18 protein-coding genes are annotated in these 16151 nt (G+C 64.3%); 1 reads left to right on the top strand and 17 read right to left on the bottom strand.

The genetic code is table 11. The features are described 5' to 3' along the window. Positions 1-9: 9 nt before the first annotated feature. The 15 genes from BMX67_RS05885 to nth form a co-directional block, all read right to left on the bottom strand. Positions 10-429: a DUF3168 domain-containing protein gene (locus BMX67_RS05885; protein WP_090733242.1), complete on the bottom strand. Its 420-nt coding sequence runs from the start codon at positions 427-429 to the stop codon at positions 10-12. Next, complete coding sequence (locus tag BMX67_RS05880) at positions 426-764, bottom strand: head-tail adaptor protein (protein WP_090733241.1); 339 nt, start codon at positions 762-764, stop codon at positions 426-428. The genes BMX67_RS05885 and BMX67_RS05880 overlap by 4 nt, the downstream gene beginning before the upstream one ends. Then, positions 764-1378, bottom strand: coding sequence for a head-tail connector protein (locus tag BMX67_RS05875; protein ID WP_090733239.1), 615 nt, complete (start codon positions 1376-1378; stop codon positions 764-766). The genes BMX67_RS05880 and BMX67_RS05875 overlap by 1 nt, the downstream gene beginning before the upstream one ends. 187 nt (positions 1379-1565) lie before the next feature. Further along, entirely contained in the window at positions 1566-2744 is a 1179-nt protein-coding gene (locus BMX67_RS05870; RefSeq protein ID WP_090733237.1) for a phage major capsid protein, read from the bottom strand. 122 nt (positions 2745-2866) lie between these two features. Further along, positions 2867-3397: an HK97 family phage prohead protease gene (locus BMX67_RS05865; RefSeq protein WP_090733236.1), complete on the bottom strand. Its 531-nt coding sequence runs from the start codon at positions 3395-3397 to the stop codon at positions 2867-2869. Positions 3398-3400: 3 nt separating this feature from the next. After that, complete coding sequence (locus BMX67_RS05860; protein ID WP_090733235.1) at positions 3401-3634, bottom strand: GTA head formation protein, RCAP_rcc01685 family; 234 nt, start codon at positions 3632-3634, stop codon at positions 3401-3403. Between the two features lie 4 nt (positions 3635-3638). Beyond that, the gene (locus tag BMX67_RS05855; protein ID WP_090733534.1) at positions 3639-4823 is read right to left on the bottom strand and encodes a phage portal protein; all 1185 of its coding nucleotides are present in this window, start codon (positions 4821-4823) and stop codon (positions 3639-3641) included. 112 nt (positions 4824-4935) lie between these two features. Continuing rightward, positions 4936-6282, bottom strand: coding sequence for a DNA-packaging protein (locus tag BMX67_RS05850; protein WP_090733233.1), 1347 nt, complete (start codon positions 6280-6282; stop codon positions 4936-4938). Continuing rightward, positions 6233-6643, bottom strand: coding sequence for a permease (locus BMX67_RS05845; RefSeq protein ID WP_139206457.1), 411 nt, complete (start codon positions 6641-6643; stop codon positions 6233-6235). The genes BMX67_RS05850 and BMX67_RS05845 overlap by 50 nt, the downstream gene beginning before the upstream one ends. Positions 6644-6943: 300 nt before the next feature. Next, positions 6944-7384 (bottom strand): hypothetical protein, encoded by a 441-nt coding sequence (locus tag BMX67_RS05840; RefSeq protein ID WP_090733229.1) that lies wholly within the window; start codon positions 7382-7384, stop codon positions 6944-6946. A gap of 123 nt (positions 7385-7507) precedes the next feature. Beyond that, entirely contained in the window at positions 7508-8692 is a 1185-nt protein-coding gene (gene mltG / locus BMX67_RS05835; RefSeq protein WP_090733228.1) for an endolytic transglycosylase MltG, read from the bottom strand. After that, positions 8689-9951, bottom strand: a complete 1263-nt coding sequence (gene fabF / locus BMX67_RS05830) for a beta-ketoacyl-ACP synthase II (RefSeq protein ID WP_090733226.1) — start codon at positions 9949-9951, stop codon at positions 8689-8691. Before fabF ends, mltG begins: the two co-directional genes overlap by 4 nt. Positions 9952-10061: 110 nt before the next feature. Then, positions 10062-11174: a Hint domain-containing protein gene (locus BMX67_RS05825; protein ID WP_090733225.1), complete on the bottom strand. Its 1113-nt coding sequence runs from the start codon at positions 11172-11174 to the stop codon at positions 10062-10064. Positions 11175-11324: 150 nt separating this feature from the next. Next, positions 11325-12338: an adenosine kinase gene (locus BMX67_RS05820; protein ID WP_090733224.1), complete on the bottom strand. Its 1014-nt coding sequence runs from the start codon at positions 12336-12338 to the stop codon at positions 11325-11327. Beyond that, on the bottom strand, positions 12335-12997 hold the full coding sequence (gene nth / locus BMX67_RS05815) for an endonuclease III (RefSeq protein WP_090733533.1): 663 nt from the start codon (positions 12995-12997) through the stop codon (positions 12335-12337). Before nth ends, BMX67_RS05820 begins: the two co-directional genes overlap by 4 nt. 225 nt (positions 12998-13222) lie before the next feature. Between nth and BMX67_RS05810 the strand changes: the two genes are divergently transcribed. After that, positions 13223-13891, top strand: a complete 669-nt coding sequence (locus tag BMX67_RS05810) for a YiaD family glycine zipper/OmpA-like lipoprotein (protein WP_090733223.1) — start codon at positions 13223-13225, stop codon at positions 13889-13891. A gap of 206 nt (positions 13892-14097) precedes the next feature. On the opposite strand, the gene BMX67_RS05805 is transcribed toward BMX67_RS05810, so the two are convergent. Both BMX67_RS05805 and ugpC read right to left on the bottom strand, forming a co-directional pair. Next, positions 14098-15099 carry an endonuclease/exonuclease/phosphatase family protein gene (locus tag BMX67_RS05805; RefSeq protein WP_090733222.1) on the bottom strand — a complete coding sequence of 334 codons (1002 nt, stop codon included), beginning with the start codon at positions 15097-15099 and terminating at the stop codon, positions 14098-14100. Next, the gene (gene ugpC, locus BMX67_RS05800; protein ID WP_090733220.1) at positions 15096-16148 is read right to left on the bottom strand and encodes a sn-glycerol-3-phosphate ABC transporter ATP-binding protein UgpC; all 1053 of its coding nucleotides are present in this window, start codon (positions 16146-16148) and stop codon (positions 15096-15098) included. Before ugpC ends, BMX67_RS05805 begins: the two co-directional genes overlap by 4 nt. Between the last annotated feature and the right edge of the window lie 3 nt (positions 16149-16151).

Raw genomic sequence — 16151 nt, 5'->3', positions numbered from 1 at the left:
TCAGTCTCCTCAGCCAAGATCAACGCGCGCGCGGAATGTCAGATCGACCCGCCGCGCCGCACCATTTTCAACCCGCCGCGCCTTGGCGCGCAGGAACCACAAACCGACCAACTCTCCGCGATCCATCTGGAAATCCGCGGCATCCAGCGCATCCGACACCGCAACGGCCGCGGCCTTCACGGCCGAAAAGCCCGCGGGACCATCGCTGCCCGACAGAACCGACACCACGAAATCGTGCTGCGATCCGGCGGCCGTCATGTCGCCCGCATCCCGCGTCTCTTCCGGGCCAAGCGAGACATAGACACCGCTTGGCGCCTCGGTCGGCATCGCGTCGAAGATCGCATCGCCAACCAACTGGGTCAGCGCCCCGTCGCCGCGCAGGCATTGATAGACGGCACCCTGCAACGCCGTGCTTGCCGCATAGCTCATCCCTGATCCTCCTCGCGGGCAAAACAGGTCAGCCAGCGCCCGCCACTGTCCTGCTCGGCCACGGCCTCAATCGCGAAAATCCGATCGCCCAGACGCAGCCGCTGGCCCGCACCGGGTCGGCGCGGATCGCCGGACCGCGCACCGCGCACCGTAATGCGCCAGGAAACGACACTTTCCGGGCCAACTTCGGCCTGACGCTCGCGGCCCGAACCGGCCTTCATCTCGGCCCACAGCGTCCCCAGAGGTACCCAGATCAACGCATAGCCACCCATTCCGTCACCCTGACGCTCGGGCGCTTCCAGCGTCATGCGAACCGACAACCGAGGCACGCCCATCAGCGCATCTCCCGGTTGCCACGACCGGCAAGCGTCCGCACCGCGCGCCATCGCTCGATCAATGCGCTGACACCGAAGGGCATCGCGCCCCGACCGCCGTCGAAGCTGCGGTCCTCGTAATACTGGCTGGCCAGCATGATCGCCGCATGGGCAAGATCGGCAGGAACCCGGTCCCATGTTTCCCCGAACCCGGCAGTGAAGGTCACCGTCACATGACCGCGGCGCGGCACATTGGGCAGGATCACCCCGGTCGGAAGGATCATCGGCCGCTGATCATCGGGCACCAGCCGCCAATTGTCGGGCGACAGCACCGTCTCGGTGCCCGCCCCGTCGTCGATCCGGATATCGTCAACCGAAATCACCGGCGCCAACGGCAATGGCTGACCCAGCCTGTCGCGCCAGTCTTCCAGCTGCATCCGGAAGCGGCGCGTCAGAAGAACCTTGCCCGTTCGCGCCTCGATCGCCGAAATCGCAGCCCGAAGGAACCCGACCAAAGCCGCCGTCTCATCCGCGTCGGCCGCAATGTCAAAGCCCGAACTCAGGCGCAAATGTCCGCGCAATACGGCAACGGGCAACGCCTCTGCTGCCGGCACCGTTTCATCTCTTAGCATCATCGTTGCGAACCTCCCGTCCTGCCGTCCGCCGACCCGTTCAAAAAGGGCAAGGCCCGCCAGGGCCTCGCCGGTATCCGCTGCGAAAAGGGGCCGGGCCCGCGCGCCAGCCGTCAGCGCGCGCGGACAGTTGCAAAGCCGGGTTGGCCAGCCGCACGCCCGGCCCCTCTTCTCGTCCGATCCGGGTGGATCAGACGAACTGCAGCAACTTCAGCGCATTAAAGTCGGTGACGCCGCCACCGACGCGCTTGGTCGCATAGAACAGGACATGCGGCTTGGCGCTGAACGGATCGCGCAGAACGCGCAGGTCGGGGCGTTCGACGATGGTATAGGCGGCGTGGAAATCACCAAAGGCGATGGCACAGCTTTCCATGTCGATATCGGGCATATCCTCGCTGATCATGACCGGATAGCCCAACAGCTGCGCCGCCTGACCAGCCGACAGCGCATCGCTCCACAGGAAGCGACCATCGGCATCCTTCATCTTGCGCACCCGCGCCGCCGTCTTCGAGTTCATCACGAAACAGGCATTGGCGCGGTATTCGGCGCCCAGCGCGTAGATCAGGTCGATCAGCGAATCCGCCGGCGAGGCGGTGTTGAAATCGCCCAGCGCCCCGGTACCGACAACGCCGATCTGGCCATCGCCTTCGGCACCTGCCGCGGCGGTCGGATAGGACATGATGCCGCGCGGCTTCGAGATACCATCACCGTTGATGAACGCCGCCGCTTCCGAGCGGGCGAACTTGTCGGCGATGCGTTCGGCAAGCCAGCCTTCGACATCGAAGGCCGCATCGTCCAGAAGGCGCTGGCTGGCCTTCGGCATCGCCGACAACTCATGCACCGGGATCGAGATACGCTCGACGCCGCCCGCACCGGTTTCAGTCGCATCGCTTTCATCGGCCCAGCCCGCGCCCATATCGGCCTTGTCGACCAGCACCTCGTAGGACGAGGATTCGACCGCCACGACATTGGCCAGCTTGCGCAGCGAGGCCCCGGCGCGCAGCACATTCTGCACGGTGTCGGCGACCTGCGGCGCGGCCAGGAAGCCACCATCGCTTGCGACGCTCAGGCCCTTTTCTTCGATGGCCAGACCGCGCAGGCCGTCATCGTCGCCGCTGCGCAGATAGGCGTTGAACGCCTTCTGATGCGGAACCTCGGTCTCGGCCACGGTCGACAGAGGCGCGCGGCCCCGCAGTGCAGTTTTGCGATCAAGCATGTTCATACGCTCTTCCTGTGCAGTAAGTTTGTTCTGGATGTCTTCGCGGAAGCCCTTGAGTTCGGTGACGAACCCCATCATGGCCCCTTTCAGATCGACGCCTCTGAAATCGGCAGGCACATCTTTCGCGCCCGCGGCTTTCACCTCGGTCATGGTCTTCTCCTCATCGCGACAATCGGGGCCGGCACGCCCCTGCTTTCAGGCCACGCCACACGTGACCCGAACCCTGCGGAACGCGCCGTTGCGGCGCCTTCCGGCAATCTTGTTGAAACGGTTCAGTCGTTGCGCAACGCATCCGCGGCAATGGCGAACAGATCGGCCATCTCGCGCAGATCCTCTGCCTCCTTGCGGCCGACCTTGGCCTCGGGCAGCATCGGAAAGGTTACCAAGGACACCTCCCACAGCTCGACCTCGGCCAGGGCGCGGCGCCCCTTCTGATCGCGCTCCGCGCGGATCGTGCGATAGCCGATCGACAGGCCGTCGATCGCACCAGCCTGGATCAGCGCCGCCGCTTCGCGGGCCTGGATCACATCCGGCAACAGTCGCCCCTTGACCCAAAGGCCCTTCTCATCCTCGCGGATCTCATCCCAGACGCCGATGGGCTTGGCCGGATCGTGCTGCCACAGCATCCGAACCTTGTCGCCCTTGGCGCTCAGCTTGGCCAGGCTGGCGGCAAAGGCACCGCGCATCACCGCATCGCCCCCCTGATCCGTCAGTCCGAACAGGCTTGCATATCCCTCGATCACATGCCCGTCGGACAGGATCGGAGCCCCACCCGCGAATTTCACCTCAAGTCCCGGAACCATCCATCAGCCTCCTTTCGGCGCATATTCCAAAATGCCCTGAACAGCCTGCGTCAGGATCACGGCGACAACGCCGTAGACCGTCATCCACAAGCGCCGTTCCAACCCCTCGATCAGGCGCTCGATGCTTTCCAACCGGCGTTCCACGGTGCCGAATTGCAGCGCCATGATCCGCTCCTGCGCCTCAAAGCGCTGATCGTGCCAACCGATGCCGTCCTTCACGAAACGTGACCCTTCCATCGCGCTATGCCTCGGCCTGCGGCGGCAACCCCAACAGGGCACGCTTTTCCGCATCACTCAGGAAACTGGCAGCCCCGATCCGGGCCCATTGCTGATCGCGCTCTTCGGCCAGGGCCGGAATACGATCGGGGTCGGGCCGCAGATCCACCTCGGCGCCCAGATGTTCCGACAGCCACCACGCGATCGAGGCAGCCACCCGCGTCGCCAAGGGCAGCACCGTCAGCCGATAGAAGGCACGATGCGCCTCGGCGTAATTGGCATAGGTTGCATCCCCCGGAATGCCCAACAGCATCGGCGGCACACCAAAGGCCAGCGCGATTTCGCGGGCCGCCGACAGCTTGGTCTCGTGAAACTCCATGTCGCTGGGGCTGAACCCCATCGGCTTCCAGTCAAGCCCACCTTCCAGAAGCATCGGGCGTCCGGCATTGCGCGCACCCTGATGATTCATCTCGATCTCACCGACCAGGCGGTCATATTGATCCGGGCTCAGAACACCCTGCCCGTCGGTCCCCTTGTAGATGATCGCCCCGCTGGGGCGGGCGGCATTGTCCAACAATGCCTTCGACCAGGCCGAGGCGCTGTTATGGACATCCATCGCCACCGCCGCCGCCTGCATCGGCGACAAACCATAGTGATCGTCCTGCGGGTGAAAGCTCTTGATGTGGCAGATGGGATCGGGGCTGCCGGTCATTCCGAACCGGTGCTTGCGTCCCCCCACCGCATATTCGAAGGCGACGGGCCAGCCGTCAGCCCCCGGCACGATGCTCATCCGGTCCGAACGCAGAACATGCAGCTCTTCCGGCAAGCCCCCTTCCGATAGGCCGACCGCTTCGACATACCCGTTGCCCGACAACAGCAGCTGCCCGAACAATGCCTCGAACAACTCGGCCCGGCCCTGCCCCGGATTCGGCCGGCGCAAAAGATCGATCACCGGATGCATGTCATAGCGCCGCTCGCGATCCTCGCAGACCAGCGGAACCGCGGCCGCAGCCTCGGCAATCAGCTTGACCGACCGGAATCCGATCGGATTACCCAGAAAACCGCCGCGGGTCAGCGATCCGGTATCGCGCGCCGACCAGACCGGTCGCCCCGTTCCCGCGGCCAGGGCCACGACCCGACCGGTCGCGCTGGCCTTCCTCTCCGGCGCGGGGGCGGATTTCTCCTCCCGCGAAAACAATCGAAATGCCATGCGTGCCTCCATCGTCCGCCCAATGAAAAAGCCGCCCTCGACGGGGCGGCTTCTTTGCCTTGGTTCAAATATCCTCAGGGGGTCCGGGGGCAGAATGCCCCCGGCTTTCCGTTCACAACCGCCGCATCTGCGGTCGGCGCCAGCCCGCTGCGGGCTCGATCATCAACTCATGAATCGCCCAGACCATCGCATCCACCCGGTCGGGGCTGCCGCGCCCCTCGAAGCCGTGAACCGTCATCTGGCACATCTGGTCCTCCAACGCGCCCAACTCGCCGCTGCGCAGATGCTTGATGCGTCCCTGCTCATACAGCGCGGCCACCGGCTCGGCGCGCAGACCCTTGCCACGCCCGGCCCGCAACGCCTTGAACGGCACCAGCGGATCGACCTGGCGCAAGACGCTTTCGACCAGATCGCCGCCCTGGTTCACCTCGGCCACCAGCTTTTCGGCACCGTGGCGATCCATCGCGGCAATCGCGGCGCGGGCCCAATCCGTCGGCCCGCCTCGGACGGTCGCATCTTCCAGCACATAGGCCCGCCAGTCGCGCGGATCACCCTCGGTGACGACACCCGCAACGATGATCCCGCATTCGTCACTGGCCTTGCCCGCGGTCACCGCCGGATCGACGGCCACAACCACGCGGCTCATGCGCGGTACCTTGTCTGTACGGGCCTCCTCCAGCATCGCCGTCGTCCATAGCGCGCCTTCGATATCATCCAGCAGAACACCGTCCAGTTCCTGCCGTCCCAGCCGCGTCCCCGCATAGCGCGCCTGAACCTCGGCCAGAAAGCTTTCCGCCAGATAGGCCCGGTTCGCATCGGTGGGCGCATGGGTCACCACGGTCGAGGCATTGCCCAAGATCCGCTTCAGAACACCCACATTGCGCGGCGTCGTCGTGATCACCTGCTGCGGATGCTCGCCCAGTCGCAGCGCGAATTGCAGCATGTCCCAGGTGTCCTCGGCCTTCTTCCACTTGGCCAGCTCGTCGACCCAGGCCGCATCGAATTGCGGACCGCGCAACGCCTCGGGCTCATGCGCCGAAAACACCTGAGCCGTCGCGCCATTGGCCCAGACCAAACGCTTGCGCCCGGCTTCCCAGACCGGCCTGCGGTCGGGGGGCGAACAGGCCAGAATGCCGCTTTCGCCGAACACCATCACCTCGCGGACCTGATCGAAGGTCTCTCCGATCAGCGCCATCCGATGACAGCGCCCGGGCGCGGCGGCGGTCGATCCCTCGACCATCCGCCGCACCCATTCGGACCCGGCACGGGTCTTTCCCGCGCCGCGCCCGCCCATGATCACCCAGCTTTTCCAATCCCCTTCGGGCGGCAACTGGTGCGGCAGGGCCCAGAACTCGAACAGCCAGGGCAATGCCATCAATGCGTTTTCACTCAGGCCTTCAAGAAAGGCGTCAACTTCCTGCGGCTCGGCGGAGGCAAGCCAGGCGGCGCCCGATCTCATCTCTTGCCTCGTCAAGGTCGAGACAGCCTCCTCCGACCCCGCCGGCGATATCCTTGCGAAGTTTGTCAACCCTGTTCCTTTCCGCCATCATCAGCCCGATCGCATCGCGAACGGCCTTGGCGCTGTGCAAAGCTTCCTTGATTTCGCCCGCGTCGACGCCCCCGCTTTCGCGGGCCTGCAACGCGGCCTCATGCCGTTTCAGATCCCTGATACAGGACCAGAAATGCCCCTCTGCGACGGCAAGCGCCTCTTCGGGGTTCACGCCACTGGCAGCAGCGTTGACCGAATCCGTCCGGGCATCGCCGCCCTTGGGTCCGGTGGCGAACGGGCCTTCGGGGTTACCGAAACCGCTCATTTCCATATCGTTCATGCAAACTGTCCCGCCTCGTGTCCTGTCCGCACGAGCCGAGAAATGAAAAAAGCGGCTTCGGGTCACCCCGGCCGCTTGCCCATTTCTCCCAGCATGTAAACTTTCTACTAAAGGCCGTTCGCCAAGTCAATTGCTAAACCTAAGCGTGCATTAAATCTCAGGAAGTTACTTCATTTTCAATTAGTTAAATACGCAACACCAGATGCGCGCGCACGCAACACTTTCATCAATGGCGCAACAGAAACGCATCCGCCCGCGATGCATCGCGGGCGAATCCCGTTGCAACGAGGATCAGGATTTCTTGCTCTTCGCATCCTTGGCACGGGCTTCGGTGGCCGCGGCCATCGCGTTCGATGCCTCATCCTGCATCTTTTGTGCAAAGGCGACCATCTGCGCGGCATAGGCTTCGGCCCAATCGGGGAAGTACCCGCCTTTCATGGCCGACTGTCGCATGTCCTCGCCCTTTTTCTGCATCTGCGCGAACTGATCCTCCCAGGCGCTTTGCATCGTCTGCCACTGGGTGCGAACCTGCTCGCCCGCGCCCTCGAAATAGCTGCGCATCTGCTGGTTCATCTCATCCTGCCGCTGCATCGCGGTTTCCTGCCACTTGCGCGCGCTGGCCATCATCTCGTCATTGCGGGAATTCATTTCATCCTGCCATTCGGATGCGCGCTTTTCAAAGCTGCGGGCATTCTCGGCAAGCTGGGCAAACATGTCAGACAGTTTCATCATGCGATCTCCTGCATCTGAAAGGCAGGCCCGGCGCGACAGGCGCCAATGAAAAATCCCGCCCCTTCGCGGTCAGCCTGTGACCTGGGGCGGGATTTGTCAAACCATCGACAGCTTTGGCCCGGACTATTCGCCGGTCTGCACCGGGCTGTCCGTTTCCTGCCCACGCTGCGCTTCGATCTCGCGCCAGCGGGCGACATTGGCGTTGTGTTCCTCCAGCGTACGGGCAAAGGCATGGCCGCCGGTCCCGTCAGCCACGAAGAATACATATTCCGTGGTATCGGGGTTCAGCGCCGCCTGAATCGCCGCGCGGCCCGGATTGGCGATGGGCGTCGGCGGCAACCCGTCGATCTGATAGGTGTTATAGGCGGTGCGGGCGTTCAGTTCCGACCGGCGGATGCCACGATCCAGAACCCCTTCGCCATTGGTGATGCCATAGATCACCGTCGGGTCGGTCTGCAGACGCATGCCACGCTCCAGCCGGTTCACGAAGACGCTGGCGACCTGCGGACGTTCCTCGGCCACGCCGGTTTCCTTTTCCACGATCGAGGCCATGATCAGCGCCTCTTGCGGCGTCTCATAGGGCAGACCGAAAGGACGGCTCTCCCATGCCGCAGTCAGGATCGCCTCTTGCCGACGCGCCATCTCGGCCAGGATCGCGGACCGATCCGCGCCCTTGTCCACCTCGTAGGTGTCGGGGGCAAGGCTGCCCTCGGGCGGCACGTCCGAAATCTCGCCCGCAAGGAAATCGGCTGCCTTCAGCGCCTCGACCACCTGCCAGCTGGTGACGCCTTCCGCCATCGTGATGCGCAGACGCACATCGCTTTGGTCCTCGGCGGCCGCGATCTCCTGGGGCTTGTCCTCGACGCCGGGGACATAGCGGGCCTGTTCCTCGTAGGTGCCGGTGCCCGGATCGACATCGCGCAGCAGCATGGTGTTTTCACGCACACCGATGCGCAGCGTGACCTCGGTCCCGCAGGTCGAAGGTCCGCCCGCCGTGATCACGCCGACGATATCTTCCATGCTGGCATTCGGCGACACCATATAGCTGCCGAATTTCAGATCGCGCGACTTGTCCAGATAATCGGTCCCGGCGCGGAAGATGTAGGAACTGGAAATCGCGCCCTGTTCCGCCAGCTGCTTGCTGACGGCGTTCAGACTGGCGCCGGGGGCCACCTGAACGCATTGCGCAACCGAACTGGGCCCCGGCCCGGAAAACTGATGCTTGGCCCAGGCCACGGCCGCAGCGGCCGCGATCAGGATCACGATCAGCAGCGTCAGGAAGTTCGAGGCGATATTGCGCCAGATCATCCCGCGACCTTCCCAAGGATCAGACAGGCATTCGTTCCGCCAAAGCCAAAGCTGTTGGACAGGGCCACATCCACCTTGCGCCGCACGGCGGCCTTGGCTGCCAGATCCAGCTTGGGCTGAACCGCCGGGTCATCCAGATTGATCGTCGGCGGGCAGATCTGATCGCGGATCGCCAGCGTGCAGAAGATCGCCTCGACCGCACCGGCCGCACCAAGAAGATGCCCGATGCTGGATTTGGTCGAGGACATCACCGCATCCTTCGCCGCATCGCCCAGCAGGCGCTCCACGGCACCCAGTTCGATCGTGTCCGCCATGGTCGAGGTGCCATGCGCGTTGATATAGTCGATCGCCGACGGGTCAAGCTTGGCCGAACGCAGCGCGGCCTGCATGGCGCGAAAGCCACCATCGCCATCCTCGGACGGCGCGGTGATGTGATAGGCGTCGCCCGACAGGCCATAGCCCAGCACCTCGGCATAGATCTTGGCACCGCGCGCCTTGGCGTGTTCGTATTCCTCCAGCACGACGACACCGGCCCCCTCGCCCATGACAAAGCCGTCACGGTCGTTGTCATAGGGGCGGCTGGCAGCCTTGGGATCATCCTCGCGCTTGGTCGACAGCGCCTTGCAGGCGTTGAACCCGGCAATCCCGATTTCGCTGATCGGGCTTTCGGCCCCGCCCGCGACCATCACATCGGCATCGCCCAGCATGATCAGGCGCGCCGCATCACCAATCGCATGCGCCCCGGTCGAACAGGCGGTCACAGGCGCGTGGTTCGGCCCCTTGAACCCATAGCGGATCGACACCTGGCCCGAGATCAGGTTGATCAGCGCCCCCGGAATGAAGAAGGGCGACACCCGCTTGGGGCCGCGTTCCTTGATCAGAACGGCGGTCTCGGCAATGCTGGTCAGACCGCCGATGCCCGACCCGATCATGACGCCGGTGCGCAGACGCTCTTCCTCGTCCTCGGGTTTCCAGCCGGCATCCGTGACGGCCTGCTCGGCCGCGGCCATGCCATACAGGATGAAATCATCGACCTTGCGACGATCCTTGGGGGCCATCCAGTCATCGGGATTGAAGGTGCCGTCGCTGCCGTCGCCCATCGGAATTTCGCAGGCATATTTGGTGGTGACGTCCTTGGGATCAAAGCGGGTGATCGGCCCTGCCCCGGATTCCCCGGCCAACAGCCGTTCCCACGTCGCCTCGACACCCGAAGCCAAAGGGGTGACCATTCCAAGCCCGGTAACAACAACCCTACGCATTTTCACGTCCTTGCCTGCATTGTTTCAGGCCGTGATACACGCGGGACCAGTGCCACGCAACGCAAAGGCGGGTGACTGGGCGGCCTGTTGCAGGGCCGCCGGGTGCAAGTTCAGTTGATCGAGACCAGCGGACGGTCGTTCGACAGATGCCGCTCGGCCAGCTTGCGGCCCAGACGTCCGGTAATCAGCGGACGCGCCGGACGCTGCGCCTCGACCGCGGCGCCCGTTTTGGCCAGCTGCGGAAAGATCGTTAGGATTTCCCGCCGCGCAGCCTCGGACACGCCTTTCAGTGCCTCGGGCCCGGTAAACAGCGACTCGGTCACCGCGCCATTCGACAGGACCAGCTGATGATCGTCGAACAGCAGGTGGCAATAGACCGGGTGGGCCACATCCTCGGCGATTTCGACCCCCGGCAAGGCCAGCAGATGCTTGGCGGCCACCAGAACCTCATCGGCCCCGAACATGCGCCGCGCGATCTTCGAGCGGACCAGAACACGATGCTGCTGCGACACCAGCAGATCCCGCGCAGGCAATCCGACACCCAACGCCCCGGCATGGATGCGCACGGGTTTCAGGTTGTCGGCCATCCGCTCGATGCGGCGCGACCCGGACCAGCGCACCACCTGCGGGCCATTGTCTTGGGTATTCACCAGATCCCCTGCGACGATCTCTTCGACCGGGCGCGGACCGTCCGGGGTCGCGATCATGGTGCCGGCCAGAAAGCAGGTGACAAAATTTCCTGCGCTACGGTCCGTCGACAGGTTTCCAAAATCCTGCACAAGCGAATCGACCGTCAGGGATTGGATCGGCTTTTGCGAATAGGCCTGCGACAGCGGACCTTCGGTGCGGGCCGGGGTAAAGAACAGATTGCCGCTCTCGTCCTGCACCAGCACCACGATCGAGGATGTCGACGTGCCGTCAGTGAAATTGATGGTGGCCTGATAGACTGCGCCGCCTTCGAAAGTGACCGCCTGGGGGCCGTTTCCGATATCGTAAAGCAGCTTGTCAGAATTGCCCGTGCCCCGGTTCGTATCCAGAACCCCGGCAAAGCCGCGATTGTCCTCGGTGCCGACCGACACGATATTGCGCAGCAACGGGTCACTGACCGATCCGAAGGTCTGCCCCACCAGTAGCGCGGCGTTCTCGCTGGTCTGGTTGCCTTCGGTAGGGTCGATGTCAAATCCGACCGTACCCAGATAGATTGCGTCCCAAGTCGTCGGCATCAAAACATCTCCACCAATAACAACAGCCTCGACGGCAGTGTGAAAAATGGGATGTTAGTAGAGGATTTTCCAATGCAGACTAGGCGCAAGTGCCTGTATAAAAGGATAGTTTTCGCAAAACCTGACCTTTTATACAGGCCGCGGGAACGGTCAGATCAACCCCTGCGCTTCAAACTCGCGACGGATTTCCCGCTGGGGGCGAGGGCCGACATGCCCGATCACCTCGGCCGCCGCGATGCAGCCCATGCGCCCCGCCGCCTCAAGCGATGCCCCCCGCGCCAGCCCGAAGATCAGGCCCGCGGCGAACTGGTCGCCCGCACCCGTCGCATCGACCGGCACGACCTTGTTTACCGGCACGGTCACCCGGGCGCCGTCGCGGATCAGGATCGCATCATCGCCCGAACGGGTGCAGATCACGGTGCCGCAATCCGCGCTGGCCTGCGCAAGCGCGGCTTCCAGATCCTCGGTCTGGTAAAGCGAGGTCCATTCATGGACATTGCCGATGACGTAATCCATCGGCCCGGCCACCAGCTTGCGGAAATCGGCGCGGTGACGGTCGACACAGAACGGATCGCTCAGCGCGATGCCGGCCTGACCGCCCGCCTCGTGACAGCATTTCGCGGCTTTCAGAAAGGCGTCCTTTCCCTTCGGCTTGTCGAACAGATAGCCTTCCAGAAACAGCCAGCCGGCCCCCTGGAACACCGAAGGGCTCACATCTTCGGGGCCCAGTTCGGCCGAGATGCCCAGATAGGTGTTCATCGACCGCTCGCCATCCGGCGTGACAAAGATGATGCTGCGCGAGGTCGGCAGTTGATCGCCCCCGACCGGCGGGTTCACGAAGACGGTGCCGCCGGCCTCGGTCTGTTCGGCATAGGACAGCCCCAGCGCATCATCGGCCACCCGACCGATGAACGCGGTCTTCAGCCCCATCGCCCCGATCCCCGCCAGCGTATTGGCAACCGACCCACCCGGCACCAGGCGCGCCTGCGCCCGGCCCGGCCCGTGATCGTCGGCCTGCGCGGCCATCAGGTATTCGGACCGCTCACGCTCGATCAGCTGCATGATGCCCTTCTGCACCCCAAGCGCATCCAGCCGCGCGTCATCCGTGGGCGAGATCACGTCCATCACGGCATTGCCGATACCGATCACATAGGGGGTGGTCATGCGGTCTTCTCCTCGAAGGGGCAAAGTTCATTGATCGGGCACACGCCGCAACGCGGGCGGCGGGCCTGACAGATATAGCGGCCATGCAGGATCAGCCAATGATGCGCGTCCTGCTGAAAACGCGCGGGCACATTGTCCTCGATCGCGCGCTCGACCTCGTCGACATCGCGCCCCGGCGCGACGCGGGTGCGGTTGCCGACGCGAAAGATATGGGTATCGACAGCCTGCGCCGGATAACCGAATGCCGAGTTCAGCACGACATTCGCCGTCTTGCGGCCGACGCCAGGCAACCGCATCAGCGCGGCGCGGCTGTCGGGCACCTCGCCGCCGAATTCCTCGACCAGCATTCTGGACAGGGCGATCACGTTCCTGGCCTTCTGCCGGAACAGCCCGATGGTCTTGATATGATCGGTGACCGCCTCAAGCCCCAGATCCAGCATCTTTTGCGGCGTGTCGGCCCTGGCGAACAGATCCTTCGTGGCCTTGTTCACCCCCACATCGGTCGCCTGCGCCGACAACGCGACGGCCACGACCAGCGTGTAGGGATTGGTAAAGTTTAGCTCGGTCTGCGGATGCGGCTCGGACGCCTGCAACCGCGAAAAGATCGCGACCTGCCGGGAATAGGGCAACGGGCTGGGCAGACGGGGTGACTTGACCATGACGGCTGCGTTGTGACCGTGACGGCGCAGCATTGCAAGACGTCTTGTGCCGCGCAGGGAACGGACGTCACCGGGATACGGCACGCCTGCCACACGCGAAAAGTTCACTTCCCTTTGGCGGGGAACTGCGACAGCTTGGCATACGTTGGCGGCCCGCAACGCCGACACCGGATAATGATGGAACGCGACGCAGGTCGCGGACCGAAGGACAGGAAAGGGAGACAGATGAAACTCCGCATGACCACAGTTTTCGCCGCCTCGGGGCTGATCGCGCTTGGCGCCTGCACCGACCCCTCGCTGAATGGCGGACAGACCGGCAATATCAGCCGCACCCAGCAGGGCGCGCTGGCCGGTGCCGCGATCGGCGCGCTCTATGGCGCAACCCGCGATGACGACAAGAATAATCAGGGCCGCGACGCCGCCCGCGGCGCCATCCTCGGCGCGGCCGCAGGCGCTGTTGCGGGCAACATCCTGGACCGCCAGGCCGCGGCGCTGGAACAGGCGGTGCAGAACCCGAATGTCCAGATCGTCAATCACGGCTCGTATCTGCAGGTGATCCTGCCCGAAGGCATCCTCTTCGCCACCGACAGCGCGGCCGTCTCGGGCGTTGCGCAGAACGACCTCTACGCCGTCGCACGCAACCTCAACCAGTATCCGAACAGCCGGATCGAGGTCATCGGCCATACCGACAACACCGGCAGCGCCGCCTATAATCAGGACCTGTCGCAGCGCCGCGCCCAATCGGTCGCTGGCATCCTGACGGCGGGCGGTGTGTCCTCCGCGCGTATCGTGGCCGTCGGCCGCGGCGAGGATCAGCCCACCGCGTCCAATGCGACCGATCAGGGCCGCGCCCAGAACCGTCGCGTCGAAATCCTGATCCGCCCGACCCAATAGTCCGGTTCGGCCCAAAACCTGAAAATGCCGGTCCCTGCGACCGGCATTTTTTTGCACCCGTCACAAGACAACCCGCACGGCGCCGATCAACCGCAGACACGCGCCGCCTTCTTCTTTGCGGCAAATACCCTGGGGGAGGCGCCGAAGGCGCCGGGGGCAAAGCCCCCTGACACCCGCAGCCACCGAAATCACGGTCGCCGGAACATTCAGCCTCGGCGCAATCTGCACAGCACGCAGTCATGATCGGACAATGGCGTGCCTTCCGCGTCCACCGCAGGCAGCAACGGCCCCGCCTGACCGGACATCCCGCGCGCCGCGAACCAGTCCAGCTTCATCCGACGCGTTTGATGCGGCGTGATCAGGCTGGCACGGGTCGTGATGCCATCAGGGGTCAATCCCCAGTCATAGCCGCGTGCGCGCGCGGCATCGAACAGCGTTTCCTGTCGCCAGTCGAAATCCGGCGGCAGGTGGTTGCCGGTGTTCAGATCGCCACCGATCACCACGGGCATGTCGGGCGCGAATGCCTCGACCGCATCCATCAGCAGGTCGAACTGCGCCCCGCGATGCGCCGCGTCGGCATTGCTTTCCAGATGGGTCGAAACCACGCAGATCGGCCCCGTGACGGTCTGAACCTGCGCCGCGATCGCCATCCGCCCCCCAAGCCTTGGCTGTTCGGGATCGGTCGCGTTCCGATCGGGCATGAACCAGTGACCGTGATCGTCCAACCGGATCAATATCGCCTTCAGAAACGGGGCCGAGGACAGGATCGCGTTGCCGTGAAAACCCTGCGCGTTGAAATCGTCGGCGCAGAACTTCCTCTCGGTCGGACCGCCAAGACCCAGTTCATGGAATTCGACACCATAAGCGTAATGCATCCCCATCGCCTGTGCCATCGCGGCGGTGGTGTTGCGCTGCGCGGTGCGCGACATCCCGTAATCGACCTCGCTCAGCAGCACGATGGCAGGGGCGTGCGGGGCCAGATGCCGCGCACAACCTTCGGGAAACAGGCAGCGCTCGACATTCCACGCGGCGATGGTGAATTCCTCCGGCAGGCGGTCGACCCCGCCCTGTCCGCCAATCTCCAGCGCGTTCATCGCGGGGGTATCGGCCAGCATCGCGCGATGCGCCTCGGGCGTCCGGGGGCCGTTCAGAATGCGGTCGCGAATGTCGTCGCCGATGATGGGCAGACGGTCAACAATGGCGGTCAAAGTCGGTGTCCTTTCTGGCCGCAGAACAGGCTTGCGGTATCTGGGGCAAAGGCCAGCCGGGCAATGCCGGGACCGGCCTGGGTTTCCTTGGAAACGGCAACGGTAAAGGGCTGCTCCGACAGCTGACCGTGCAGCAGACGGGTCGCACCCAGCTCCTCGACGATCTGGATGTCGAAGCGGATCGGACCATCGGGCGACAGGCGCATATCCTCGGGCCGCAGACCCAGCACCAGATCGCGCCCCGCGTCGGTCGGCATCGGCAGATCCAGTTGCAGCCCGCCCGACAGCATGACCGCCCCCGTCCCCGTGCCATGCCCCCGCAGCAGGTTCATCGGCGGCGCCCCCATGAAGGACGCCACGAAGGTCGAGGCCGGACGGTGGTAGATCTCGGCCGGGGTGCCGATCTGCTCGATCCGGCCTGCATTCATCACGAAGATGCGGTCGGCCATGGTCATCGCCTCGATCTGGTCATGCGTGACATAGACCGAGGTGACACCAAGGCGCTGTTGCAGGGCGCGGATCTCGATCCGCATCTGGTTGCGCAGCTTGGCATCAAGGTTGGACAGCGGTTCATCGAACAGGAAAAGCGCCGGGTCACGGACGATGGCACGCCCCATCGCCACGCGCTGACGCTGCCCGCCCGACAACTGCGCGGGGCGGCGGTCCAGATATTCCGTCAGGTTCAGCATCTGCGCCGCGTCACGCACCTTGCGGTCGATCTCGGCTGCCGGAACCCGGCGATTGCGGATCCCGTAGGCCATGTTGCGATAGACCGTCATGTGCGGATAAAGCGCATAGTTCTGAAACACCATCGCGATGTCGCGCTCGGCGGGCTCGACATGGTTCACGACCCGATCCTCGATCCGCATCTGACCGCTGGAAATGTCCTCGAGCCCCGCGATCATGCGCAGCAAGGTGGATTTACCGCAGCCCGAAGGCCCGACCAGCACCACGAATTCGCCCCGCTCGATCGCGAAATCGCATGGATGCAGCGCGGTGACCCCGTTGGGATAAGTCTTGGACAGATGTTCGACACTCAGTTGCGCCATTGG

Source organism: Paracoccus homiensis, from assembly GCF_900111675.1.
In the GTDB taxonomy this organism is placed as follows: domain Bacteria; phylum Pseudomonadota; class Alphaproteobacteria; order Rhodobacterales; family Rhodobacteraceae; genus Paracoccus; species Paracoccus homiensis.
This window is presented reverse-complemented; position numbering and strand designations above follow the sequence as displayed.